The following is a 26,549-nucleotide window of genomic DNA, read 5'->3' as shown; positions in this document are numbered from 1 at the left end:
AAAAGGTTATAATGAAAATCTTACATTAAATCCAAAGCTTCTGAGACTTGGCATCAAGAAATAATCAATACCTTGATAATAAGTTCCAACAGAAGATGTCAGCTGTGGATCGAAAGGAGCTTTGTTATAAATCATCCACAAGTTACGTGCTGTTATTGATAATGTAAAATCCTTAATGATATTATAGAACAGAGGTTTATCAAATTTATAGGATAAAGAGGCTTCTCTTAAACGAATATTCGTGGCACTATAAACATAGTTTGAAAGAACGCCGGAGCCACCTCCTACCTGCTTATAATAGGTTTCAGCATCCATTAACACTCCGTTTACATCTACTCCCCCGCGATCTCTTGCTTTTGCACTCTGTTTAGATGCGCCAAAAGAATCAAGGATTGCCTGTGTTGAAGAAACAACCTTACCTCCTATTCGAGCATCGACAAGAAATGAAAGCGTAAAGCGTTTATACTTTAATGTATTATTAAAACCCATACAGAAATCAGGATTGGTATTTCCTGCATGAATTAAATTCTCATTGTCCGTCAACATCTGTTGTGTATTAGGATTAACATAAGTATAACCATTTCCATCTTTCATGAACGAATTTACATAAATGTCTCCTATAGAACCGCCCTCATTGATATAATTACGGAAAGAAGAAAGACCACCCATATCAAAATGATTGATGTTCATAAGCTTTCCTGTAAGTGGATTAGGGATATTACGTACCAGTTCAACGATTTTGTTCTTATTGTAAGTAAAAGTAAGCATCGGAGAATAATTGAATTCACCAAAGGAGAGATCTGCATCCAAAGAAGCCTCTATTCCATAATTGTTTACTTTTCCTGCATTCACGTAAAAATATCTATATCCACTATTCTCGGGTGCTCTGAATTTAAAGAGTTGATCGTAAGTATTGGCATTATAATAAGTAATGTCAAAGCCAATCTTATTGTTAAGGAAACGGGAATTCAAACCGATTTCAAACGATTTTGTTTTTTCAAACTTTAAGTTGTTAATGGGTAAATCAGGATTAATATTTACTCCCCCACCCGGACTGATAGGATAAGATGGTATTGTGATACCCGCTAAATACAAAGGAACATTACCAACAGTAGCATATGAGAGACGAAGCTTAGAGAAGGTAAGAATACTCTTAGGAACTTTCACGAATTCTGTGATAATGAATGAGAGTCCTACAGAAGGATAAAAGAAACTTTTACTTTGGGTGTTTGCTAAAAGAGAAGTCCACTCATTACGTCCCGTAAAATCCAAAAAGATCTTCCTACGCCAATCCACAGAAACACTGGTAAACAGAGCCTGAGACTTCATCGCTTTTCCCTCCTGGTATTGAGGTTCGGGGGTCAAGTTGTTAAGACTAAACTTATTGGGGACTGTAGCCAGAGGTGCACCGAATTCTAATTTATTGGAATTTGCCGTATAGTTGAAACTCATATTCTTAAAACTTCCACCGGCATTCACAACAAAGCCCCAGTCTGAAACATTCTTTTGAAAACTTGCAATGATATCACCATAATCCTGTACACTTTTGTCTGTTGCCAAAAGATAAGAGCCTTTAGTTGAACCCGAAGTCAACAAAGGTAAAGTAGAAGCATAGTTTTTGATTTCATTTGTTTTTGTATTCCGGTCTGTTCTGAAACGGGCAGTAATATTCAACCATTTAGTGAAAGTATATTTCAGGCTTCCTCCCAGAATAATCCGTTCATCATGGTTGACATTAAAGTTTCTATTGGTAATCCAATAGGGGTTTTGCAAGCTTCTCTTCTGATCGCCATAAGGCCAGAACTGAGTAGCAAATCCTCTATTGGGATTATAGCGTTCATATGATTTATACTTATTAAAATTATCACCACGTGGAAATAGATAAAGAGGAACTATAGGGTTATAATATTCTCCTTGTGACAACATATTCTGAGCCTTTTTGTCTACATACATAAACATTGCACCCAAAGTAAGTTTGTCTGTAATATTATATTGTCCGTTATATGAGACATTATAACGATCCATTTTATTATTATGAATAATACCACGAGCGTTATAAGCTGCCAAAGAAATATAACTCTTGTTCTTCTGATTACCAAATTGTAGTCCTAAACTATTAGAATAACTCGTTCCCGTATTGAAGAAATCTGATACATTATATTTTGCCGGATCTTTCAATTTAGGCCCCCAACTGGCAAACTCTCCTGTACGACTACCATATGTGTTTTGTAATTCAGGCAAAACAAAAGGATGATAGAAATCAGAATAATGAGAGAAGGAGATACGAGGCTTTCCATCTTTCATGCCTCCCTGTTTAGAAGTCAGCATAACAACTCCATTGGCTGCCTGACCTCCATATAATGCTGCAGCGGAAGGGCCGGTCAATACCGTAACCTCAGCAATATCTTCCATATTGATACTCGAAATACCATCACCTTCATCAACTCCACCATATCGTCCATTCGAGCTTGATGCACGTTTCGGGAACAAATCGGGCAGAGGAATACCATCAAGTACATACAAGGCATTATTGTTTCCATCTGGATTAACAGACTTATCACCACGCATCACAACCTTGGTAGAGCCTCCTATGCCTGAAGCTCCTTGACTAACAGTAACACCGGCAATCTTTCCAGACAGCGCATTGGGAACACTCGCCTCTTTCACTGCAAGCAATTGACTGGCTTTCAACTTCTGCACATTATAGCTCAAAGCCTTATCCGAACGCTTGATACCTAAAGCTGTGACAACCACTTCATTCAGATTTCTGCCTTTCTCTCTCATTTTCACATCAATGGTGCTATGATTATTTGCCGTAACCGTATGATTGGAATAGCCGACATACGTGAATTCCAAAACTGATTTCTCACCGACTCCGGCAATTGAATAGCATCCATTAATATCTGTAATTACGGCATTCCCCGTAGCTTTATCACGAATACTGACACCAATAAGAGGCTCACCTTGCTCATCAATGACCTTTCCCGATATCGTACGTGGCCCTTTCTGTGGATGCTCCTCTTTCACTTTTTCCTGTTTCACCTTATTATAAGTAAGATAAATCACATTACCAGAGATACGATAACTCAATCCTGTATCTCTGAAAAGCTTGTCGAGCAGCGTATTGATAGATACATCTTTCACATTGGCTGCATTGACCATGACCTCTTTCAATGCGTCATTGTAAAAGAAACGATAGCTCGACTGAGAGGTTATCTTTTCTAAAACAACTTCCAATTTCGCACGACCCGAACTTAAATTCAACTGTGCATATCCCCCTTGAAAGAAGAAGCAAAGGAAACATGTAAGCAGAATTACCCTACAACAAACAGGAATTCTTTCATTCTTTTTTTTCATGTTAGATTTAGTAAAAATTAGACATTGAACCCACCCTAAGGGCAGAATGTTCTTAGTTATTATTCATATAGACAACAATTAAGGTTATAAGACTACGTATCCTTTTATAGCTTTTTCTTCAAATATAGCTGAAAAACAGAATGCAATAGAAGCAAACCACCTCTCATCGTGCGTAGAGTTCCACCTTTCCTTTCTTTATTTTATAACTGAAAGGAATAGAATAAGCAAGATCTCTCAACATCGAATCTATTGTCTCCGTATGCCTGATTGCCCCCGAATAAGTGGAATTATCTTTCAGAGTAGGATGAATTTGCACTTTCGTTTGATAGAGTTGTTCTATGATTGTTGCAATCTCATGAATATGAATATTACGGAAAGGAATCAAATGACTGTGCCAAACCGTCTCCAAAGGAATAGGAGTTTCCTCTACTTCCATACTGTTCGTAGATGTATTGAATACGACTTTTTGTTTCGGTCGAAGGATTATGCTGCCTTCATCATGATTACCCTCTACCCTCACTTTTCCCTCAATGAGAGTCACCTCTTCAGTATGACGTTTCCTGTCATCCGTGTTGAAATTAAATACCGTTCCAAGCACTTTTGTAGTAAGATGAGTGCTTTTCACAACAAACGGGCGGACAGTATCTTTAGCAACTACAAAATAACCTTCTCCTTTCAAGACCACTTTCCGCTGATCATCACCAAATATCTTGGGGTAAGTCAAAGTCGTGTTTTCATTCAACCACACTTTACTTCCATCTGGAAGAACAACTTGTTTCACCTCTTTTGCAACCGTTCTTACCTCTATCAGCCCAACAGTTGTGCGAGAAAAATAAACAGCTGTCACAGAAAGGAATATCAACAGGGCAGCAGCTGCATAATAAAGAAAGCGCTTTTGACAGAAGAAAGGACGCTTTCTCTCCTCATGAATTCTGCGAAAGACATTCATCTCCACCTTTTGCTGCACCTGCTTAGCGGTAAAGCGTGAAGCCTTTCCGGTCTTATAAGCATCAACCTGATCGAACAACCAGAGTGCATGCTCTTCACTTGAATTTATCCACTCATATAACTGTTCGATTTCTTTTTGTGAACAACGACCAAGTATATAGTTCTTTATAATTCTGTCATTTATCTCTTTCATCACGTTTTACACCTTTTATATATAATACAATTCAAACCGCAAAAAGACTTACTTGAAACAAAAGAATAACAAAAAGGAGGTCAGATAACCAAGTCGCACACGCAGGTATTTAAGAGCTTTATAAATCTGAACTTCAACCGTGCGAACAGATATATTCATCATCTCTGCAATTTCTTTATTACTGATACCATGCACATAACCCATGATGAAAATCTGCCTTCTCTTGTCTGGCAATTCCTCAATTGCCTCTTCTATCTGGCGTCCCAGCTCCATGTTTTCAACATATTTTGCCGTCGTATTATGAGCCGGATTATAGTATTCCAATCTCTTCTTCTCAATACACAAGTATTCCTTTGAATACTTATGGATGACACTTCGATGCTTAAGCACATTCAACGCGCGTGTATAAACTGCACGAAAAAGAAAGGCATGGATATGCTTTTCCTCGGTAATCTGCTCTCGTCTGCGCCACAATTCAACAAAAACATCCTGCACTACGTCTTCAACATCATCATCATGCAGGATCTTGGCAGCATAGAGTGCCACGGCAGGATATTGTAGCCTGAAGACTATTCGGAATTCATTAAGTGTCATATCAGCATAGATTTATTCACATTATTTTGTTCATTGCCACAAAAATACAATTATTTTTTCAATTTATATGACATTTCTGAATAAGAATATCACCAAAAACAGATGCCTGACTTACAGGAACTCTCTACATAGCTCTCACAGAGAGAGAATGAGCAACAATAAAGAAGACAAAGCATAAATGTAAATTTTATATCACAAAAAAGCATACCTCAGAAAGTAGGCAAATAGAAAATGAAAAACAGCAAAAATGGAATTTACAGACAAAATCAAGGAGATTTTCCCACCATCTCAGTTGAATAACCACATAACATGACCCACTTCAGCGCACAGAATGAGGCAGATGGCATGACAAAACAATAGAAACAAGCGGCTGTAAAAGCACAAAACACGCACTTACTGATGCAGAAAACACGCTGCAAAAGAAAAGAAATTACACGATTTTGTTTATTAAATCATGCAACCAACTCATTGACAACAACTTAGGGAACAAGCCGCAAAACTCGCGAATTTGAAGCAAACCACAAGGTTGATTGGCTACACGCGAGATATAAAGCGCCTTTTGTAAGATTAATTCTGAATTAATAAATAGAGGTAAATACCATTGTCCGGCAACAGAAAATCGCCAACTTCAAGCTGCAACCCCCCAATATTCAACACTCATCTACATAGTAACGTTGCATCAACCCCACTAAAGGACTCTTGTCAATACCATTGACCTCATAGCCGAAGTCATGGCACACCTCGGTCAGAAGTTCTGCAAATCCATAGGCAACACTGCCGACAAAGCCGATGGGAAGGCGGCTGTGGTAAGGCTCAATGTTACGTAAAATGAAATCAGAGAAATTGTCCTTGACCAACTTCTTCAGGCATTCTTCCTCCAAATGACGGCTGACAAACAAAGCCACGGAAGCCAAATAACGGTTGGCAAGCGGCTCACGATAAACCCGACGGATAACATCTGCATAGCTCTGCCCTGTTTCTTCTAAGTATAAATCGCGCAGACTTGCAGGCAGACTCCCCTTGAAAATGCCATTCAAGAAACGTTCTCCAAGTACGGCTCCACTGCCTTCATCACCAAGAATATAGCCCAAAGGAGGCGTATTCTGCACAATGTGTTGTCCGTCGTAAAGGCAGCTGTTGGCCCCTGTTCCAAGTATGCAGGCGATGCCTTCCTCGTGACCACAGACCGCACGGGCAGCTGCCAACAGGTCGCCGGCAACCTCAATGCTGTCGGTTGGCAACTGAAAACTATCGGCCAACAGAGTCGTCATAGTTGGCATAAGGTCTGCCGTGCAACCGCTTCCATAGAAAGAAAGCTGAATATCGGATAGTGACTTGCCGTCTGATAAAGGAAAAAACTCCGTGCAAAGCACCTGCCGGATTTCTTCCGGTTGCTGATGACAAGGGTTGATACCCTGCGTTTTCCAAGAACCGACAACCTGTCCTTTATCTGTCAAGACCCAATCAGTCTTCGTGCTTCCACTGTCTGCTATCAATCTCATGCTCTATCTCTTTTACCGCACAAAAGTAGGAATAAAAAAGCAAAAGCAGGCGTAGGAAAATGATAAATATTTCAAAATTATGGCAACAGTGACGCATTGAGTCTATTCTTTTTATTATTTTTGTAAACCAAAAAAAGTTATAAGAAGTCATGAACAAAAGGGCCATACTACTCATATTATTCACCTTATTAACGCTTTTCCAGGCACATGCAGTGCTAAAAGAACAGGACTTAGAGAGTACATTGTCGATTTTGCGCACCGAACTCACTAATTATCATGCGGAGCTCGAACGTCAGTCGGGTTATATGAAAAGTCAACAGGCGGCTATCAGAGACAAGCTGTTCAGCATCATGGGACAAAGTAATCAGAATGCACTGATGCTTTATTCGCAGAAACCTGAATATGTGTTTGACATGGCCTATGCCTGCCATGAGGCCACAGAACAATATGATGATTTCAAGAAAAACGTGCAACCTTTCCGGCTTCTCATTGAAAAGAACAAGGCAGAAATTGCCCGTTATGACTATTTGATCAACTCTTTGAGCACCATGAATGTCTCGACCTTGAGCAAGAAAGCACAAACAGATAAAAGCGTTTGTCTGACTTTTGCCGTGAACATTCGACACACACTCAACGACAACAGCAATCAGTTTAAAGACTACATCAATTATTATCAGGAAATTGAGCAACAGCTGAAAGCACTCAATGACTATGCCAACAAGCGTTATAAGAATATTCAAAGTGGCATATTCAACAATGCCGGTGAGAACTATTTCAATATTCTTACCAAGTTTCGTACAAACTATCAGGAGACAAAAGAGGACATCACGACAAAATACTTTGAGGATTCCAATGCAGAATCACAGTGGGATGCAAGTTATATCATCGGTCTGTTTATCCTCATTATCTTTTATGCTGTCATTGCCGGACTCATCAACCTATTGGTTATCCGCTTCTTAATTCCGAAGCGTTTCCGCACACCAGCCTTTATCAGTCGACGCACCTGTATCACCATGACGACCTCAGTCGTATCCTTAGCTCTGCTCTTAGGAGTGATACGCATGATTTTCTTCGGTCAGAATTTCATTATCATGGCCTGTGGACTCCTTGTGGGCTACACGTGGTTGTTGGGGGTAATTCTCATCTCGTTACTGCTGCGTCTGAGTGGCGAACAGATTAAAAGCGGGTTCCGCATCTATCTTCCACTGATGGCAATGGGGTTCATTGTGATTGCATTCCGCATTGTCCTCGTTCCTAACAGCTTGATACATATCGCCCTCTGTCCTGTGCTTCTTGTTTGCACAATATGGCAGTGGATAGCGATTAGACATAACAATAAGAATGTTCCGAAAAGTGATGTCACCTATACTTACATCTCCCTGACGGTCTTTCTCATCTCATTTGTCTGCGCATGGATGGGCTACACACTGCTCAGTGTGCAGCTGTTGATATGGTGGATCATGCAGCTGACTTGTGTTCTGACCATTACCTGTCTGCGCGGATGGCTGAAAAAACTGGCTGAGAAACGCGAATACGAGAAAAAAGATATCACGCAGACATGGTTCTTCTATGCCATATATCAAGTGGTTCTGCCTATACTTTCCGTTGCATCTTTCCTGCTTGCACTCTATTGGGCAGCCGATGTGTTCAATCTGAGCGATAAGATTTGGGACATTTACAAGGAGAAATATATCAACACTAAATGGTTTGCAGCAAACATTCTGTCGATAGCAGAGGTCGTTGCCCTATACTTTATTTTCGCTTATCTCAACCGTACAATAAAAGCATTCTTGAAGATTCACTTCGAGAACTCTGATCTCAGTACGGCTGCAAGCCGTAACATCATGGCCAAGAACGTTGTGCAGGTGGCTGTGTGGGGCACGTGGTTGATTATATCCTTGGCCATGTTCCATATCGACAACACATGGCTTGTTGTCGTTTCAGGTGGCTTCTCCACGGGTGTCGGATTTGCCATGAAAGACATTCTGGAGAATATCTATTATGGCATTTCTCTCATGGCAGGACGTGTGAAGATCGGCGATTACATCGTTTTTGAAGGCACACGTGGGCGCGTGAGTTCTATCAATTACACTTCTACAATTGTTGAAGCCACAGACGGTTCTATCATTGCATTTCAAAATAGTCAGCTGTTTACCAAGAGCTATAAGAACATGACCAAAAATCATGGTTATGAGCTTGACATCTTGGAAGTTGGCGTGGCTTATGGCAGCGATATCAAACAAGTGAAGCAGCTTCTTTACGATGCCATAACAGCATTGAAGATTACGGCTAAGAAGCGGGAAGTAAAGATTGTACTGAAGGAATTCGGCGATAATGCCATTACTTTGAAGATACTTGTTTGGGTTTCTGTCATGACACAATATATTGACGACGGCCGAATCATGGAATGTGTTTATGACACATTGAATGCCAACAATATTGAAATCCCATTCCCACAACGCGACATTCATATCATTCATGCAACTCCCGAACAGATGGAGACGGCCGCAAATGGAGGTGCCATATAGTATGAAAAGGTATAACTTCCCTTTATAAATATAAGGGGAATGTTTGTTATTTATCCTCTTTTTACGTACCTTTGCAGGACAAGCTAAAAAGAAAACGATATGCAACCCATATTTATCGCAGGTCCCTGTGTCATAGAATCGGCAACTTTACTGAACACTGTTGCCCATGAATTAGTAAGAATAAACCGTAAATACGGTATCAATATTATCTTCAAAGCATCGTTCGACAAGGCTAACCGCACGTCAATCCACTCTTTCCGTGGCCCGGGATTGGATAAAGGTTTGCAAATGCTTGCAGACATAAAAGCCGAATATGGCCTGCAAATACTAACTGACATTCATGAAAGCTGTCAGGCAGAAGCAGCAGGAGAAGTGTGCGATGTGCTTCAGATACCGGCGTTTCTGTGTCGTCAGACCGATTTATTAGTTGCAGCAGCAAAGACAGGAAAAACAATAAATATCAAGAAAGCACAGTTCTTAAGCGGTGCAGACATGCGTTATCCTGTGGAGAAAGCTATGGAAAGTGGAGCCAAAGAAGTGTGGCTTACAGAACGTGGAAACAGCTTTGGTTACAACAACTTAGTAGTTGATTTCCGCAATATTCCAGATATGAAAGAGATTGTTCCGACGGTAATCATGGACTGCACACACAGTGTGCAACGCCCCGGTGCAGGCAATGGAAAGACCTCCGGTGACCGAAGATTTGTTCCTTCAATGGCTTTAGCAGCAAAAGCTTTCGGGGCAACCGGATATTTCTTTGAGGTTCATCCCAATCCTGACAAAGGACTTAGTGACGGCCCGAACATGCTGGAACTTGACAAACTGGAACAATTAATAGGACAATTATTGTAGGCAAATGAACAATATTGACATTGAAAACAGGCTAAAGAACGTATGTGAATGGGGTGCACAAGCACTGAAAGAAGAGGCACAAGCCATTCTGGAACTTATCCCCCAATTAGATGACAACTTCACGAAAGCCGTTGAGATGATGGCACATTGTCATGGAAAAATTATTGTCACAGGCGTAGGAAAGAGTGGAAACGTGGGTGCAAAGATTGCTGCAACGCTGGCTTCGACAGGTACTCCGGCCTTTTTTATCAACCCTTTAGACGTGTATCATGGCGATTTAGGTGTAATGACTTCAGATGATGTTGTGTTGGCATTGAGCAACTCCGGACAGACCGATGAACTGCTTCGTTTCATTCCGATGGTGCTCCACATGAACATACCCATCATCTCCATGACCGGCAATCCCAATTCCTTGCTGGCTAAATACAGCAATGCACACATAAAAGTTTATGTCAAGAAAGAAGCCTGTCCGCTCAATCTTGCACCCACAAGTAGCACAACCGCGGCACTCGCCATGGGCGATGCATTGGCTATTGCACTGATGCAAGTGCGTGATTTCCGCCCACAAGACTTTGCACAATTTCATCCGGGAGGAGAGTTGGGCAAGCGACTGTTGACCACAGCTGCTGATGTTATGCGCACCAACGACTTGCCTGTCATTCCGCAAGAAATGCATTTAGGTGAAGCTATCATATGCGTCAGCAAGGGTCAGTTAGGCCTCGGAGTGTCGCTTGGAGCAGACAACAAGGTCATAGGATTAATCACAGATGGCGATATCCGACGAGCTATGGAACGCTGGCAAGCTGAATTCTTTGACCACACGGTAAGCGATATCATGACGAAAACACCAAAACTGGTGTTGCCTACAACCAAGATTACGGAGATACAACGCATCATGCACAACCATAAAATACATACGGTGCTGGTCGTTGATGAAGAGAAACATCTGCTGGGTGTTGTCGATCACTACGCTTGTATGGTGTAAATTAAGATTTGAGAGAATTGAAACTACTACTATTTTTTATTGCATTATGGATAGGTTGTGCTACTACAAGTACGGCCCAAACGGCAGATTCCTTGATTGCGCATGACCTCAGAAAACACGGGGTTACATTCACAAACAATAACTCCGTGACACTACTGATGACCGGACAAGAGAAGTTCGATGACATGTTCAAAGCCATCCAGCAGGCCCGAAAAAGTATTCATTTGGAATATTTCAACTTCCGCAATGACTCTATTGCAGGCCTTCTGTTCCGCATCTTAGAGCAGAAAGCCCAGGAAGGAATTGAAGTCCGTGCCCTCTTCGATGCTTTCGGCAACGCTTCGAACAACCGTCCTTTGAAAGCGCATCACCTCGATGAAATCCGCAAATCGGGCGTGGAAATCTATAAATTCGACCCGATTACATTTCCTTGGATCAATCATGTCTTTTCACGAGACCACAGGAAAATCGTTGTCATAGACGGCAAGACAGCCTATACAGGAGGCATGAACGTGGCAGACTATTACATCAAAGGGACTGAGGTTGTAGGTGAATGGCACGACATGCACTGCCGTATTGAAGGCGATGCCGTTAATACCTTGCAGGCTATCTTTCTCAACATGTGGAACAAAGTGTCCGGACAGAATGTGCATGGCGAACAATATTTCCGTGGTATTCATAATGCCAACTACATTCAAGGACTAAAGAAAGACACGTGCAAAACAGCCTATCATAAAACGGTCGGCATCATCAACCGCGAACCGGGAACAAGCAATGCCATCATTCGGCAGTTTTATCTGTCGGCCATCAACCGCGCAAAAGACAGCATAAAGATTATCAATCCCTACTTTACGCTTAATCATAAGCTGAAGAAAGCACTGAAAAAGGCTGTTCAGAGAGGAGTCAAGGTAGAAATCATGCTCAGCACCAAGAGCGATATCCCATTGACTCCAGACTGCGGTTTCTATAATGCTCACAAGCTCATGCTGGCTGGTTGCCACGTTTGGATGTACACTCCAGGCTTTCACCACACCAAAATTATCATGGTGGATGGACAAGTATGTACTGTTGGAAGCGCCAACCTCAACGCGCGAAGCCTTAGTTGGGACTACGAAGAAAACGCCGTCATCCTCGACAAATGCACAACACAGCAGTTGGACAACCTTTTTGACAGTGAGAAAAAAGACTGCTTCTATCTCACAGAAAAGACATGGAAAGCGTGGCGTACACCATGGCAGCGTGCCCGAGGTTGGTTCAGTCATCTGCTTGCCCCTTTCCTATAAATATCTGTCAAACAACAAATTTCGATATGGAAGAGAACACAAAACACAGCATGCCACCGCACCCTGTGGAAAGACATAAGGCAGGCAGACCGAAATTGGCTATCATCGACAACAACATCCTGGCCATGGTCGGCTTGAAAACCATACTGCAAAACGTCATGCCAATTGCCGACATAGAAACTTTCTGCACCTTCAACGAACTTGAAGCAGCCAATCCAAACCAGTTCATGCACTATTTCGTAGCTATCAAATTCGTACTTGAAAATCGTAATTTCTTTCTCAACTATAAGCAGAAGACCATCGTACTGACGACGTCAACCAATCCAAACGCACAGCTCTCCGACTTCAAAAGCCTTTGCATCAACACCTCTGAAGAGCTTTTGGTGAAGTCATTACTGCAACTCGAGCAATACGGACATGCCGGCGGGAAAAATCTTCCCGACATGCCAAGAGCACTGAAAGCCAAGCTGCTCAGCGACAGAGAAATCGAAGTGCTGTCGCTGATTGCACAAGGATATATCAATAAGGAAATCGGCAATCAACTCAATATCGGCCTTACAACGGTAATCAGTCATCGCAAGAACATCGTGGAAAAGCTTGGAATGAAAAGCGTCAGTGCCCTCACCATCTATGCAGTCATGCATGGATATGTAGACATCAACAAGATATAAAAAACTAAACAACAACGGTTATATAATAGAAAAAGGATGCACCATGGTGCATCCTTTTTCTTTATCTCGTTTCAAAGAATTACTTTGCATAGGCAATCGAACGCGTCTCACGAATGACGGTAATCTTCACCTGGCCTGGATAAGTCATCTCATTCTGGATTTTTGTGGCAATCTCGTCACTCAGTCTGATACTCTCTTCATCGTTCATCTTGTCGGCACCGACAATCACACGAAGCTCGCGGCCTGCCTGAATAGCATAGGTTTTTGTTACTCCCGGATAACTCATTGCAATGGCTTCAAGATCGTTCAGACGCTTGATATAGGCCTCAACAATCTCGCGACGGGCACCTGGACGGGCACCGGAAATAGCATCGCAGACCTGGACTATCGGTGCAAGCAAAGTCGTCATTTCCTCTTCATCGTGGTGGGCTGCTATAGCATTGCATATATCCGGCTTCTCTTTATATTTCTCTGCAATCTTTGCACCATACAGAGCGTGAGGCAATTCACTTTCTTCATCCGGCACTTTCCCTATGTCGTGAAGCAATCCTGCACGCTTTGCTTTCTTAGGGTTCAAACCAAGTTCACTGGCCATTACCGCACAAAGATTTGCGGTTTCACGAGCATGTTGCAACAAGTTCTGACCGTAACTTGAACGATATTTCATCTTACCGATGATGCGAATCAATTCGGGATGCAGGCCATGAATACCCAAATCGATAGCTGTGCGCTTACCCGTTTCAATGACTTCATTATCAAGTTGCTTCTTCACTTTAGCCACAACTTCCTCAATACGCGCAGGATGAATACGACCGTCGGCCACAAGTTGATGCAGGGCCAAACGGCATACCTCGCGACGAATTGGATCGAATGCACTGATAACAATTGCCTCGGGAGTGTCATCAACAACAATTTCTACGCCGGTAGCTGCCTCTAAAGCACGGATATTCCGACCTTCACGACCGATAATTCTACCCTTGACTTCATCGTTATCAATATGGAAAACGCTGACTGAATTCTCAATGGCTGTCTCCGTCGCTACACGCTGAATAGTCTGGATAACGATTTTCTTTGCCTGCTGATTGGCATTCAGTTTTGCATCGTCCATAATCTCATTGACATAGCTTGCAGCATCGAGTCTGGCCTGATCTTTCAGACTTTCAATGAGTCGGTTCTTAGCTTCTTCAGCACTGAGTCCCGAGAGTTCCTCAAGCTTGGCTTGCTCCTGCTTCTGCATTTTCTCTAATTCCTGCTGCTTTACAGACAGGAGTTTTTTCTCATTATCAATGCGTTGCTGACTTTGATCAACCTCCATCTTGCGGCGTCCTAATTCTTCCTGACGCTGATTTAAAGAGATTTCACGTTGCTTTAAGCGGTTTTCACTCTGCTGTATCTTTTGATTTCGCTGCTGAACTTCCTTTTCGAGTTCACTCTTCTTATTAAGGAATTTCTCCTTCACCTCCAAGAGTTTCTTTTCCTTAACAACGTCCGCTTCCTTGTTAGCGGCCTCAATCATTTCATTGTATTTTCCCTTAATGACATAACGAAAAACAGCATATCCAATTGCGCAACCGGCCAACAGAGCAACGCAGGCAATTATAATAGTCACTACATTCATTATACTTTAGATTTAAATAATATTCCCGTTCAACTATTTCAACGCTTCTTCAATTTCAGAAGTCAACTGTCCGAGAATATTCTTAAAAGGCTCCGTATCATTACGCAAGGCCTCGCGCTCATAGCGTAAAGCTATATCTATGAGAGCCATATACAGCAATTCCTTATCGCTCTTGCGACCTTTGAACACGCCTGCGTAATTATTAACGGTCGTCGTAATAAGCTTTGCAGCATCACGATACAGCTTTTCGTCCTCACGAACAATGTTCACCGGCAACTCTGTATCATAGACATGCAGTCTTATATGCAACTTATCCTTATTCTCTTCTGCCATCGCTTCTGTTATCTTTCACTCAGTAGCGTTATACATTTATTCACGTCTCTGATCAAGCGTTGCAGTCGTTTCTGGGCGCTTTCCACGTCACCATCAGTCACTTCCAACATCTTGGCCATCTTGAGACTATTGTAATCATTCTGCGCCTGAGCAAGCTTTGCATTAAGCGTTTTGATTTGTTCTTCCCGCTCATCTACCATAGCATAAAGTTCAGCATTCTCCTTCTTCAGTTCCTTGTACTGAAGAAGCATCTGCCTTACGCGGGTAGAAAACTGGTTGAGAGCATGCTCAGTTGCATCCATAAATTCACAATTTGGTTACAAATTTACTTGATTTAATTGATATATCCAAATTTTAACTCAACATTTTACAGCATCTATATACAACATGATTACCCCCTGATTTCCAAGTAAGAACAATGGAGTTTCCCGGGAATCACATAGATATGGAACAAGAAAACGGCCTTGACCAACATCAAGACCGCCACGAACTTCATTTCTTTTTCACGTCTGCATCTGACGGACGTGGCTCCTTTTTAGCCAACATCACTACTTGGAAGACAAAGTCGGTAATCCATTTCAGGCTGAAACCCAAACGCTTGTCATACTGTCTTACAGCCATCACAGCCTTGATAACGCCAGGATCGCTGTAGTCATTCTTCGTAAACAAGTCTGAAACAGTCTTCTCTGTCATCGTATAAAGTGCTTTCTTCATGAACGAAGGCAGGCGGAGCTTAAACTTCATGAGGTTGCCGACAAGCATCATCAAATCTTGTGAAAAGCCCTGGAACTGTATCATATAAGGCTGCACATCCTGCAACTTCCGACAGTTCTTACGTATGCTCTGATCTATTTCCTTAAAGAAATTATCGTCCATTCCGTAGATTTCTTTCATCATCTTCCGGCAATGATTCTTCTCTCCAAGTCCTAATTTGTTGTTCAATGTAGGCACATGAAGTGTCGCCTTGAACGTGCGCAAATCAGGTAACATGCCTAAATTGTTGATACCAAGATTAGCTGCTAACGATGCTTCGAAATACACGCGTATCAGCGTCATGAAGTCTTCCATACCGCCAACCTTAGCTTCAGTTTCCTTCTTTCCTAAGAGTTTAGAAAAAAATCCCATACTATCTATTCTGTCAATAATTTTAATGTAAGTTATAAAATGCTTTGCAAAGATACAATATTCCAAGCAATAAACCTAATTTTTCACACAAGAATATTTCTACACTAAACGCGACATATCTCTCTATAAAACAAAGAAAGAACGCCATTATACCTGCGCACGAATTATATGTTAATTTTTATCATCAATCTTTACAATTCAGATTACTTTTCCTGTAAATTTGAAACAGAGTCCCTCCTCACTCCAAATACACCCCACTTTTTAGCAATTCACAACGCATTGACAATCAATTTATTATAAAATTCAATAAAAATCAGAATGTAAAATCACACTAAAAAGCACTGTGTTTTGCATTGAATTACCCTGTAACTCACATCATATCAGCGGATATTCTGACGCAAACAGCCACGCAGTTTGAGTCAAATGACAATGCATGATGACCGGAGTTGCGTTACAAAAAGCCTGAAATTGGAAAATAAACTCTATTTTCCTGATTTTCTTTTTCTCTTTGGCCGTATATCGAAGTGTTAAAAACAAGCAACAATATTTACAAAGAACAGGAAACAACAGGCAGGAACTTTTCACTTCATGAAAGGCTTGTAAAGAAACATGATAAAACGAAGACAGCGTTCAGAGATGCTGAAAAGGCACGAAACGCCAAGCCGATAGCGACAGAACAGCACAATTCATGGAGAATATGAAGCAAATGAAACTCAAAAGATATAGATTTTCATACAAAACAACCCCATTCAACAGAGAGAAGCATGCCTTATTGAATAAAAAACTGTTTCAAAGTTTCCGAATTGTATTATTTTTTGTTATCTTTGCACAATCGCATATAACAACAACAAACAAAAACGTATATTCTAATAAAATAAGTACACGATGAGCCTAAATCTTAGTAGGAACGAATTCGTGCGTCGGTTGGTTACATTCAACGATTTCATGATTATCAACATCATTCTCGTTTGTTTTATCCTGCTGCTTCCCAATGATGTCCCCGACTATTTTCATAGTGCGACAAAGATAACCGTGTTCACTGCCAATGCAGCTATGGGGGTTGCACAATACTTCTTCAATACAATCGTGCACTATCGCAAGATTGAATTCGACAGGATTATACTCAGAGTGTCGCAATTAGTGGCTACACATGTAATTCTCACTTACGCCTTTCTGAGTTTTCTCTGCCCACGCGAAAACTTCTTCCACATATCGGTACTCTATGCTTTCACGAGCTTTGCACTCATCATGCTCAGTCGTTTTGCCGAACGAGGAATACTGAATTATCTGCGACAGACTGGTCACAACTCACGCAAAGTGCTGTTTGTGGGGCATGACCATTCGCTTGCCGAGCTTTACAAAAAAATGACAGGAGACCCTACCATGGGCTATTCTGTACGTGGATATTATGCCAACAAGGAGATTGAAAACTGTCCGAAATCCTTTCGATATTTAGGCTCACTCAAAGACTTCGGCACTAAGATGGAACAAGAAGACAGGGCATTTGCCGAGGAGATATTCTGCAGTCTGAGCCATGACTACAATGATTTCATTGCACAGATTATGAAATTCTGCGATGCCAATGTCATCCGCTTCTACTATCTCCCGCGTACATTTGGAACCTATCGGCTACGCCTGAAACCTGAATTCATGGGCGACACACTGCTATATACAAACCACATTGAACCACTTGCAATCATGAGCAATCGGCTCATCAAACGGTCTTTCGACATCGTGGTATCAGCAATTGCATGCCTTTGCCTGCTCCCGCTCATCCCTATCATTGCCATCATTATTAAGCTCCAAAGTCCGGGGCCGACGTTCTTTGTGCAAGAACGCACAGGGTTTGAAGGGAAATCATTCAAATGCTACAAGTTTCGAAGTATGCATGTCAACAAGAATGCCGACACAGAACAAGCTACCAAGAACGATCCACGCAAGTTTGCTTTCGGCAATTTCATGCGGAAAACCAATATTGATGAACTGCCACAATTCTGGAATGTGCTGAAAGGTGACATGAGTATTGTCGGGCCCCGACCTCACATGTTGCATCATACTGAAATCTACAGTGACTTGATAGACAAATATATGGTACGTCATTTCTGTAAGCCGGGCATCACCGGTTGGGCACAGGTTACAGGCTACCGAGGGGAAACCCGAGAGCTATGGCAGATGCAAGAGCGCGTGGAACACGATATCTGGTATATCGAACACTGGACTTTCCGGCTTGATATTTATATCATTTTCAAGACAGCCTACAGTATTATCGTACCCGACAAGCACGCTTATTGACAAAGAACAGAGTTATAAACTAAATAGAAACGAACATGAAAGGGATTGTTTTAGCCGGTGGTTCTGGCACCCGTCTCTACCCCATTACAAAGGGTATCAGCAAGCAATTGCTACCTATCTTTGACAAACCGATGATATATTATCCGGTATCCGTACTGATGCTTGCCGGCATCAAGGATATCCTGATTATCTCCACTCCATTTGATTTGCCGGGCTTTAAGCGCTTATTAGGCGACGGACACGAACTTGGAGTGTACTTTGAATATGCAGAACAGCCCTCTCCGGATGGTCTGGCACAGGCTTTTATCATTGGAGAGAAGTTCATTGGAGATGATGCTGTGTGCCTTGTTTTGGGCGATAACATCTTTTATGGAGCCGGCTTCACAGGACTACTCAAAGAGAGTGTTGCCGATGCAGAACAGAGACAGCAGGCCAGTGTCTTCGGATATTATGTCAATGATCCGCAACGTTACGGCGTCGCAGAATTTGATAAAGCAGGAAACTGCTTGAGCATTGAAGAGAAACCGGAGCATCCGAGGAGTAATTATGCCGTTGTTGGCTTGTATTTCTATCCCAACAATGTCATTGAAATCGCCAAGAACATCAAGCCAAGTGCACGCGGCGAGTTGGAAATCACGACCGTAAACCAAGAGTATCTGGAGCTGAAGAAACTCAAAGTAAAGTCTCTTCAACGTGGTTTCGCATGGCTTGACACCGGCACGCATGACAGTCTTTCTGAAGCAAGTACATTCATTGAAGTGATTGAAAAACGTCAAGGTCTGAAGATTGCATGCCTCGAAGAGATTGCATACCGACAAGGCTGGATCAGCGAAGAACAATTGATTGACAACGCCAAACCCATGTTGAAAAACGGCTATGGGCAATATCTCATGGAGATTGTAGAAAATAAAAGAGTTTAGAACTAATATTTATAAAAATCTAAATATAACTGACATCATATACAGTTAATTGTTGATTTATGGACAATAACAAAATAACAACGGCTGAAGAAAATCAGCAACAAGAGGTAAAACGCCTATTCAATTTCCGGGCAATATATACTTCGCTCATATTGCATTGGACATGGTTCGTTGTCTCTATCCTTGTCTGTCTTGCAGGTGCTTATATCTATCTGAGATATTCAACTCCCGTATATCAGGCTTACGCAAAGCTTCTCATTAAAGACGAACAGAGTTCACGCAGAGGCAACAGCATCCAGAATTCCAATAACCTTGGAATGATTTCAAACTCCAACGGCATTGATAATGAAATGGAAATCCTGACTTCTCACAGTCTGGCACAAAGTGCTGTGAGAGACTTGAAGCTGTATGTGAGCTACAGCATAGAGGGTAAGTTTAAGAATATATTATTGTATAAAAACGAGCCTCTCAAGGTGGATTTTGATCCGATTAACTTAGAGAAAATCAATAATCCGTTTGAGATGCTACTCACATTCGACAACGGTAAATATCATCTCACAGGTACTTATTATGCGCCGATTGACGACATGCACGCTAATGGTCCTTACTACATTGACAAGACTTTCAGCAAGTTTCCTGTAGCAATCTATACAAGGGCGGGCAGCTTGACGATTACAAAGAACCTTGCACCTGATGCCGTGAGAATGACATCAGACACGAAAGTGCACATCGTTCTCAACTCTCCGAATAATACAGCCTATCAATATCAAGGAGCATTGTCTGTCAATCAGACTTCAAGGTCAACAACTATTGCGCAGTTGACACTAACAGATATCAATCAACAGCGGGCTGTTGACTATCTGAAACAACTGTCCATTTGCTATAACCGACAGGCCAATGAAGACAAGAATCAAGTGGCAATCCGTACGGAGAAGTTTATTAACTCACGCTTAGAGAAGATCAATTCAGAGTTAGGACTGACAGAAGGGCAGCTTGAAAACTTCAAGAAGCGAAATAATATGGTTGAATTGAAGATGAATGCAAGCAGTGCTTTCGACAATCAGACACAGTTCAGCCAACGCCTGACCGATGCAAACACACAGATTACACTGCTTGATGAGATTGCAGCCTATCAGAACAAGGTGGCCAATCGCTATGAACCCATTCCAGAAAACATAGGCCTGTCAGACCAGAGTACCAGTTCTTTGATCAATAAATACAACGAGATTTCATTGGAGAGAAAACGCCTTCTGCGCAGTGCAAGTGAAAAAAGTCCAATCATTCAGCCTCTGACCTCGCAACTTGATGACCTTAACAACAGCATACGTCGGGCTATAACACAAGCCCGAAAAGGCTTGGAAATCCAACGTAATGCCATTATGAGCCAGTTCAACAAATATAGTGGACAGGTTGGAGAAACACCTGAACAAGAGCGAATTCTCACTCAGATCGGAAGACAACAGGAGGTGAAATCAGGCCTGTATCTCATGCTGTTACAGAAGAGAGAAGAGAATTCCATTTCGCTTGCAGCTACAGCTGACAAAGGAAAACTCATTGATGAGCCTGAATTCGGAGGCAAAGTCAGCCCGAATAATTCCATGATTTATCTCATTGCGCTCATTATCGGACTCTCAATTCCTACACTTATCATCATCATTGCCGAGTTCTTCCACTACAAGATTGAGGGCAGAAACGATGTGGTTCAACTGACAAAGCTGCCTATTTTGGGAGACGTTCCGATTGCAAGCGACCAAGCAAAGACCAAAGCAGGCGTCGTTGTCCATGAGAATAAGAACGACTTAATGGAAGAAATCTTCCGTGGAATGCGAACCAACCTGCAATTTATGCTCAAGGAAAATGAGAAGGTTATTGCATTCACTTCTACCACTTCAGGTGAAGGAAAGACATTCACGGCCGCAAACTTAGCTGTCAGTTTTGCACTCTTAGGCAAGAAGGTTATCATCGTTGGTCTTGATATCCGAAAACCTCGTTTGGCCGAATTGTTCGAAATCAAAGACCATCATCACGGCATAACAAAATTGTTAGTACATGAGCATCCGACACGCGAGGAAATTCTTTCACAAGTATTGCCCTCCGGTGTCAATGACCGATTAGACCTGTTGATGGCAGGGCCTATTCCTCCCAATCCCGCAGAATTGTTAGCAAGAAAAAGTCTTGACAATATCATTATTGAATTAAAGGAAATCTATGACTATATCATCATTGACACTGCACCGATTGGTCTGGTAACAGATACACTGCAACTTTCACGTATCATAGATGCCACCGTATACCTCTGCCGCGCTGACTATACAACAAAAGACAGCTTCATGTTGATTAACAGTTTGGCTGCAGAAAAGAAACTTCCTAATATGTCTATCGTCATCAATGGCTTAGACATGACGAAGAAGAAATATGGCTATTACTATGGATATGGTCGCTATGCGCACTATGGAAGATACGCAAAGTATGGTTATGGTTCATATCATAGCGACTCATATATGGGAAAATCGTATAATTCTTATAGCAACTATGGAAACTACGGTAAGAGAGATGGCTCATATAGAGACAATAATGACAATTCAATCAAACAATAATGAAAATCGCAGTCGATTTTGATGGCACTATCGTAACCCATGAATATCCTGCCATTGGCGAAGAGATTCCTTTTGCAACAGAAACTCTTCGCCAACTCACGGCAGAGGGGCATCAACTCATTCTATGGAGCGTAAGAGAGGGGGAAACATTAGATGAAGCTGTAGAATGGTGCAGGCAGCGTGGTGTTGAATTCTGGGCTGTAAACAGAGACTACCCTGAAGAGACTGTCGACAACAACAACCACTATTCCAGAAAGCTGAAAGTTGATTTGTTTATCGACGACAGAAATGTCGGAGGATTACCCGACTGGGGACAAATCTACAGGATGATTCATGACCGCGTAAGCTTCTATCATCTTCTCAAAGAACAACTCGCACAAGGCTTTCCACAACATTCTCACAAGAAAAAACATTGGTGGCAGTTCTGAGATAAAAACAAAAAAGAACTTGTACAGCATCATTTGGATAGCTGCACAAGCTTTTCTTCTTTTTATTCGGCCGTAAATTCATCTTGAAAAGGCTTTGCATTTGCTCGAAATCCCTTACCGGCTTCCTCTGCCTCTGAGATATCAAAGATGAGTTCTTCTTTTTGTCCACTCGCATCCGCACTACTTGAATGAGGACCGGAAGCAGATAATAAAGAGGAACTAAATGCTAAACTATGGACCGAAACTACAGGCCGTAAGTATGTTTTATTCATGGATTAATAAATTGATTAAGTTAAAATCAGGCGTTTCATAGCATAATATATTTTTTTAGGAATACCATAAAATAACATGGCAAGGTTCTCCCTACGTGATAAAACAAAAAACTTTAAATAATGACGCAACTTCACTAAGAAGGCTTCTACATAATATCCTATCCCTGAACGAACACTGTTTTTCCTCCCGTGCATACCGAAATTACCCCGTTTGAATACAACCTCCAAAATTGCATGCTCATAAGAACGCGCGCGCTTCGTGAACTCAAACGGATATTCAGAAACAGGCAAGCCCAAGCCATCTACACACACTGCTCCGAAAGCATGAAATGCCCTATAGAAACCGAGCTGCTTAAGCCAATAAGTCAACTGCGCCTTCCCTTCATCACTATTCAGCACATCGCGATATTGATGCAACATCAGAGCCATGTCACAAATCTGCCGCAATCCAACACCAAGTTCGATGAAATGATGATATAAATGCAAAAAAGTGAAAATGACATTCTCAACAGGAGACAAGGTCGGCACAAGCACATCGCCAACCTTTATCGTATAGGGAGCGCTGTGGCTCACCATCTCGTCAAAACAACGCTGCACCCTTGGTGATATGAAACTAAGCAGACAGAAATGCAACTCGAAAAGAATTCCCTTATATTCGAACCCAATATGCTGCTCCCTATCGTCCTCGTCATCATCATGAAACGTTACGTTCCAGGCTTCACCGATAAGCTTCCGTGCCTTCTCAAAGTTCGTTTCGTCACAATAGAAATCAATGTCACCGGCCTGTCTCATTAAAGGCTGTGGATAAAACTGAGCTAACAGTTGCCCCTTTACAACTATGAAATCTATAGAATGCGCCCGCAAGAGACAACAAAGTTCAGCCAAGACCGCATTAACCTTAAGATTCAGACTTCTGATTTTATTCTGATAAACGAATGCATTGATTGCATCTGACTTTGCAAGACGTATTTGATAACGCTCTTCTGACAACGCCTGGACGAATAAACCAACCACGGTCTGCCGCTTTGCCTCATGCATCAAATGCTGAAAACAATCCGTAGGCATCAGTCCACCCTTCAGGTCTTCCCCCCAAAGAGCGGCCCGAACCACCGTCAAAAGTGCATATTCATTTGTCATAACAACCAAGTAAACTTATTCAATTCCAGTATCACTCATGTCTTTCCTCCACGTGAACATCAAGGGCGGAATACACAGAATTCTTTGAAACAAACTCCGGAACGATTTCCTTCATCTTGCCCACAATCTTCATTTCATCATAAGATTTTGCAAGTTCTACTAAAGCATCGATTTCCTTACTGACCTGTTCAAAGTCGTATTCCTTTACCTTTGCTATCCTGATCTTTTCATGGAAGCTTGGTAAAGTGTTCTCCGTGTTGCTCAAGACCTCTTCATAAAGCTTCTCACCAGGCCTCAATCCCGTATAGACAATCTTCACATCCTTAGCTCCACTCAACTGTATCATGCGGTGTGCCAAATCTGCAATCTTAACAGGTTCACCCATGTCGAACACGAAAATCTGTCCACCTTTGCCGTGAGTTCCTGCTTCAAGCACGAGCTTGCAAGCCTCCGGAATCAGCATAAAGAAGCGAATAATCTTCGGATCTGTTACTGTTACCGGACCACCTGCCTTAATCTGTTTCTCAAACAGTGGAATGACAGAACCTGTCGACCCCAAAACATTGCCGAAACGTGTCGTGACAAACTGTGTCGGAGGAATGCCCTTACAGCCATTGGCCTCGTAATCTCTGACGAGTTTTTCATTCAAAGCCTGTGTGTAAATCTCGCAGATACGCTTTGAACAGCCCATTACATTCGTTGGATTTACAGCCTTATCCGTACTTATCATGACGAACTTCTTCACGCCATACTTCACACTTAGGTCTGCAATAACCTTCGTTCCATAGACATTGTTCTGAATACTTTCACTCGGATTATCCTCCATCATGGGCACGTGTTTATAAGCTGCTGCATGGAAAACATAGTCGGGACGAAACTCATCAAACAATCGTTCCATGCGTGCCTGCTTAGTGATGCTCGAGAGAACTATCTTACATTCCACGCCCTGAAACTTGTTCATCATCATCAATTTGATATCATGTTGCGGTGTCTCTGCCTGATCAATCAGCATCATTGCAGCAGGCTTGAACGAAGCTATCTGGCGCACCATCTCACTTCCAATGCTACCGGCCGACCCCGTTATAAGGATTTTCTTATCCTTCAACATGTCACCAACAGATTTCATGTTAACGTTGATTTCATTACGAGGAAGCAGATCGTTGATACTCACCGGCTGCAGATCATGCACATCTGTCTTACCGTCCCATTCCTTCGTTTCAGGCAACATTAAAATCTTTATGCCCGCATCTATCAGCAAATCCTGCAGAAACGCATCCTTACGGAAACGCTCATTCTGCAACGGGGAAACAAGAACAGTAGATATACCTTCCTTTTCTATCACCGAACGAAGCCCCTCGCCTACTTGATAAACATGTTCCCCCATGAGCAAACGCGACTTATATCCCGGATTATGACTGATAAAACCTTTCAGCAAATAGCGTGTAGGTTTCTCGCTCCGAATGTTCTTTGCCAAGGCAACACCACCATCTCTGACACCATAAATCAGCGTTTTGGCCGCCCCCTCATTGGCAAACGAAACATCATATATTGATTTGATAACAATACGAGCAGCCCACATTGCCATTGTTGCCAACAGATACATGGCCACAAGCTGACGCCCCTGAAGACGTACAAACTCAAGATCCCAACTGTAAACCACGTAGTGCATTATCTCTGCTACTATCAAAGAAACGCCCATGGCATAGCCCACCCGCTTCAAATCAACAAAACTTGAATAGCGAATAATACCCGAATAGGTATGGAATATCTTAAAACCTATGAGGTTGAAACACATGTAGGTGAATATTGTTTTGGTCAACAAAGCAATATTGCCTAACGTGACGGCACCACGGTAATAAAGCCAGAAAACAAGAATACCTGACAGATAACAAATCAAGATATCCATTGCCAATATCGCCCAATAGGGCAATGACCTCTTGGAAAAATACCAATTCGTAATCTTATTGAAAAACGTCATATACGAAATATCTATTAGTTTAACAGCAAACAGAATCCTTTATCGTGTGGATTATTCTGGCCACATCTTCATCTGTAACCATAGGGCCACTCGGCAAACAAAGTCCGCAATGGAACAATTCTTCACTGACACCATTGAGATATGCCGGTGCATCCTGGTAGACAGGTTGCCTGTGCATGGGTTTCCATAACGGTCGACTTTCAATGCCGGCCCTATCAAGATAGAGCCTCATTGCCTCCACATTGGCGTTTGGTTCACAATCCGTATGTGCCGTTGAAGCCTGATGAACAACGCCTGCAGCACCCCCTACGGCCCCTTTTACAATTGTTTTGTAGGCATTCTCCTGCCCTTTCACCTTCAAATCGGGGGCTATCGTTATCGTATTCAGCCAGAAATTACTGTCTGTGCGCTCATCGGGATTATCATGAAAATCTATGCCTTCCACTTCCTTGAAAGCCTCCCTGTAAAGCTGGGCGATATGCTGATGATGACGGATATGCTCATCTATAACCGTCATCTGCCCACGTCCGATGCCCGCACAGATATTACTCATGCGATAGTTATAACCGATTTCCGTATGCTGATAGTAAGGATATGACTCACGTGCCTGCGTTGCAAAATACATCACCCGATTGTAACTTTCACTGTCAGGACATATCAATGCACCGCCACCTGAAGTCGTAATCATCTTATTCCCATTGAAACTAAGCACACCATAACGGCCAAAACTGCCGACCATCTGACGGTCATAACGCGAGCCAAATCCTTCGGCTGCATCTTCAACAACAGAGATATCATAACGTTCGGCAACGGATAAAATCTCATCAATCTTAGCCGGCATGCCATATAAATAGACAGGAACAATAGCCTTAGGTTTACGTCCTGTCTTTGCAATTCTGTCTTCCTCAAATCCGCAACTAAGCCCTTGAAGGTTCT

The 26,549-nt window shown here is 42.2% G+C and carries 21 protein-coding genes; 9 read left to right on the top strand and 12 right to left on the bottom strand.

The genetic code is table 11. The features are described from left to right. Positions 1-6: 6 nt before the first annotated feature. The 4 genes from HMPREF2983_RS01535 to HMPREF2983_RS01520 form a co-directional block, all read right to left on the bottom strand. Complete coding sequence (locus HMPREF2983_RS01535) at positions 7-3,357, bottom strand: SusC/RagA family TonB-linked outer membrane protein (RefSeq protein WP_070665987.1); 3,351 nt, start codon at positions 3,355-3,357, stop codon at positions 7-9. Positions 3,358-3,520: 163 nt separating this feature from the next. Beyond that, positions 3,521-4,498 carry a FecR family protein gene (locus HMPREF2983_RS01530; RefSeq protein ID WP_070665983.1) on the bottom strand — a complete coding sequence of 326 codons (978 nt, stop codon included), beginning with the start codon at positions 4,496-4,498 and terminating at the stop codon, positions 3,521-3,523. Between the two features lie 48 nt (positions 4,499-4,546). Next, positions 4,547-5,092: an RNA polymerase sigma-70 factor gene (locus tag HMPREF2983_RS01525; protein ID WP_004372537.1), complete on the bottom strand. Its 546-nt coding sequence runs from the start codon at positions 5,090-5,092 to the stop codon at positions 4,547-4,549. A 650-nt stretch (positions 5,093-5,742) separates the two neighbouring features. After that, a complete protein-coding gene (locus HMPREF2983_RS01520) occupies positions 5,743-6,594 on the bottom strand; it encodes an ATPase (protein WP_070665980.1) in 852 nt (283 codons plus the stop codon). A gap of 149 nt (positions 6,595-6,743) precedes the next feature. Between HMPREF2983_RS01520 and HMPREF2983_RS01515 the strand changes: the two genes are divergently transcribed. The 5 genes from HMPREF2983_RS01515 (at position 6,744) to HMPREF2983_RS01495 (ending at position 12,913) form a co-directional block, all read left to right on the top strand. Then, entirely contained in the window at positions 6,744-9,122 is a 2,379-nt protein-coding gene (locus HMPREF2983_RS01515) for a mechanosensitive ion channel family protein (protein WP_070665978.1), read from the top strand. A gap of 99 nt (positions 9,123-9,221) precedes the next feature. Beyond that, positions 9,222-9,974 carry a 3-deoxy-8-phosphooctulonate synthase gene (kdsA, locus tag HMPREF2983_RS01510; RefSeq protein ID WP_004376690.1) on the top strand — a complete coding sequence of 251 codons (753 nt, stop codon included), beginning with the start codon at positions 9,222-9,224 and terminating at the stop codon, positions 9,972-9,974. A 4-nt stretch (positions 9,975-9,978) separates the two neighbouring features. After that, the gene (locus tag HMPREF2983_RS01505; protein ID WP_018919250.1) at positions 9,979-10,959 is read left to right on the top strand and encodes a KpsF/GutQ family sugar-phosphate isomerase; all 981 of its coding nucleotides are present in this window, start codon (positions 9,979-9,981) and stop codon (positions 10,957-10,959) included. A 17-nt stretch (positions 10,960-10,976) separates the two neighbouring features. After that, positions 10,977-12,242, top strand: coding sequence for a phospholipase D-like domain-containing protein (locus HMPREF2983_RS01500; protein ID WP_070665975.1), 1,266 nt, complete (start codon positions 10,977-10,979; stop codon positions 12,240-12,242). A gap of 26 nt (positions 12,243-12,268) precedes the next feature. Then, positions 12,269-12,913 (top strand): response regulator transcription factor, encoded by a 645-nt coding sequence (locus HMPREF2983_RS01495; protein WP_004372531.1) that lies wholly within the window; start codon positions 12,269-12,271, stop codon positions 12,911-12,913. 79 nt (positions 12,914-12,992) lie between these two features. Here the strand turns inward: HMPREF2983_RS01495 and rny are convergent, their stop codons facing one another. The 4 genes from rny to HMPREF2983_RS01475 form a co-directional block, all read right to left on the bottom strand. After that, positions 12,993-14,531, bottom strand: coding sequence for a ribonuclease Y (gene rny, locus HMPREF2983_RS01490; protein ID WP_004372530.1), 1,539 nt, complete (start codon positions 14,529-14,531; stop codon positions 12,993-12,995). 33 nt (positions 14,532-14,564) lie between these two features. After that, on the bottom strand, positions 14,565-14,864 hold the full coding sequence (locus tag HMPREF2983_RS01485) for a cell division protein ZapA (protein WP_004372529.1): 300 nt from the start codon (positions 14,862-14,864) through the stop codon (positions 14,565-14,567). A gap of 8 nt (positions 14,865-14,872) precedes the next feature. Next, complete coding sequence (locus HMPREF2983_RS01480; protein WP_004372528.1) at positions 14,873-15,166, bottom strand: coiled-coil domain-containing protein; 294 nt, start codon at positions 15,164-15,166, stop codon at positions 14,873-14,875. A 190-nt stretch (positions 15,167-15,356) separates the two neighbouring features. Beyond that, on the bottom strand, positions 15,357-15,989 hold the full coding sequence (locus HMPREF2983_RS01475) for a hypothetical protein (RefSeq protein ID WP_004376694.1): 633 nt from the start codon (positions 15,987-15,989) through the stop codon (positions 15,357-15,359). An 885-nt stretch (positions 15,990-16,874) separates the two neighbouring features. Between HMPREF2983_RS01475 and HMPREF2983_RS01470 the strand changes: the two genes are divergently transcribed. Genes HMPREF2983_RS01470 through HMPREF2983_RS01455 form a run of 4 tightly spaced genes read left to right on the top strand, consistent with a single transcriptional unit; the run spans position 16,875 to position 22,226 of the window. Continuing rightward, entirely contained in the window at positions 16,875-18,281 is a 1,407-nt protein-coding gene (locus HMPREF2983_RS01470) for an undecaprenyl-phosphate glucose phosphotransferase (RefSeq protein ID WP_070665970.1), read from the top strand. A 35-nt stretch (positions 18,282-18,316) separates the two neighbouring features. Next, positions 18,317-19,201 (top strand): glucose-1-phosphate thymidylyltransferase RfbA, encoded by an 885-nt coding sequence (gene rfbA, locus HMPREF2983_RS01465; RefSeq protein WP_070665967.1) that lies wholly within the window; start codon positions 18,317-18,319, stop codon positions 19,199-19,201. 59 nt (positions 19,202-19,260) lie between these two features. Continuing rightward, the gene (locus tag HMPREF2983_RS01460; protein ID WP_070665964.1) at positions 19,261-21,798 is read left to right on the top strand and encodes a GumC family protein; all 2,538 of its coding nucleotides are present in this window, start codon (positions 19,261-19,263) and stop codon (positions 21,796-21,798) included. Beyond that, positions 21,798-22,226: a BT0820 family HAD-type phosphatase gene (locus tag HMPREF2983_RS01455; RefSeq protein ID WP_070665960.1), complete on the top strand. Its 429-nt coding sequence runs from the start codon at positions 21,798-21,800 to the stop codon at positions 22,224-22,226. Before HMPREF2983_RS01460 ends, HMPREF2983_RS01455 begins: the two co-directional genes overlap by 1 nt. A gap of 62 nt (positions 22,227-22,288) precedes the next feature. On the opposite strand, the gene HMPREF2983_RS13920 is transcribed toward HMPREF2983_RS01455, so the two are convergent. The 4 genes from HMPREF2983_RS13920 to HMPREF2983_RS01435 all read right to left on the bottom strand — a co-directional run. Further along, on the bottom strand, positions 22,289-22,498 hold the full coding sequence (locus tag HMPREF2983_RS13920) for a hypothetical protein (protein ID WP_070665957.1): 210 nt from the start codon (positions 22,496-22,498) through the stop codon (positions 22,289-22,291). 15 nt (positions 22,499-22,513) lie between these two features. After that, positions 22,514-23,635 carry a nucleotidyltransferase domain-containing protein gene (locus HMPREF2983_RS01445; protein WP_070665954.1) on the bottom strand — a complete coding sequence of 374 codons (1,122 nt, stop codon included), beginning with the start codon at positions 23,633-23,635 and terminating at the stop codon, positions 22,514-22,516. A gap of 31 nt (positions 23,636-23,666) precedes the next feature. Further along, on the bottom strand, positions 23,667-25,613 hold the full coding sequence (locus tag HMPREF2983_RS01440) for a polysaccharide biosynthesis protein (RefSeq protein ID WP_070665951.1): 1,947 nt from the start codon (positions 25,611-25,613) through the stop codon (positions 23,667-23,669). A 19-nt stretch (positions 25,614-25,632) separates the two neighbouring features. After that, the coding region (locus tag HMPREF2983_RS01435; RefSeq protein ID WP_070665948.1) for a DegT/DnrJ/EryC1/StrS family aminotransferase at positions 25,633-26,549 on the bottom strand (917 nt) is incomplete at its 5' end.

The organism is Prevotella sp. HMSC077E09, from assembly GCF_001814685.1.
Lineage (GTDB): Bacteria > Bacteroidota > Bacteroidia > Bacteroidales > Bacteroidaceae > Prevotella > Prevotella oris.
Note: the sequence above shows the minus strand (reverse complement) of the source record. Positions and strands in the feature narration are given on the sequence as shown.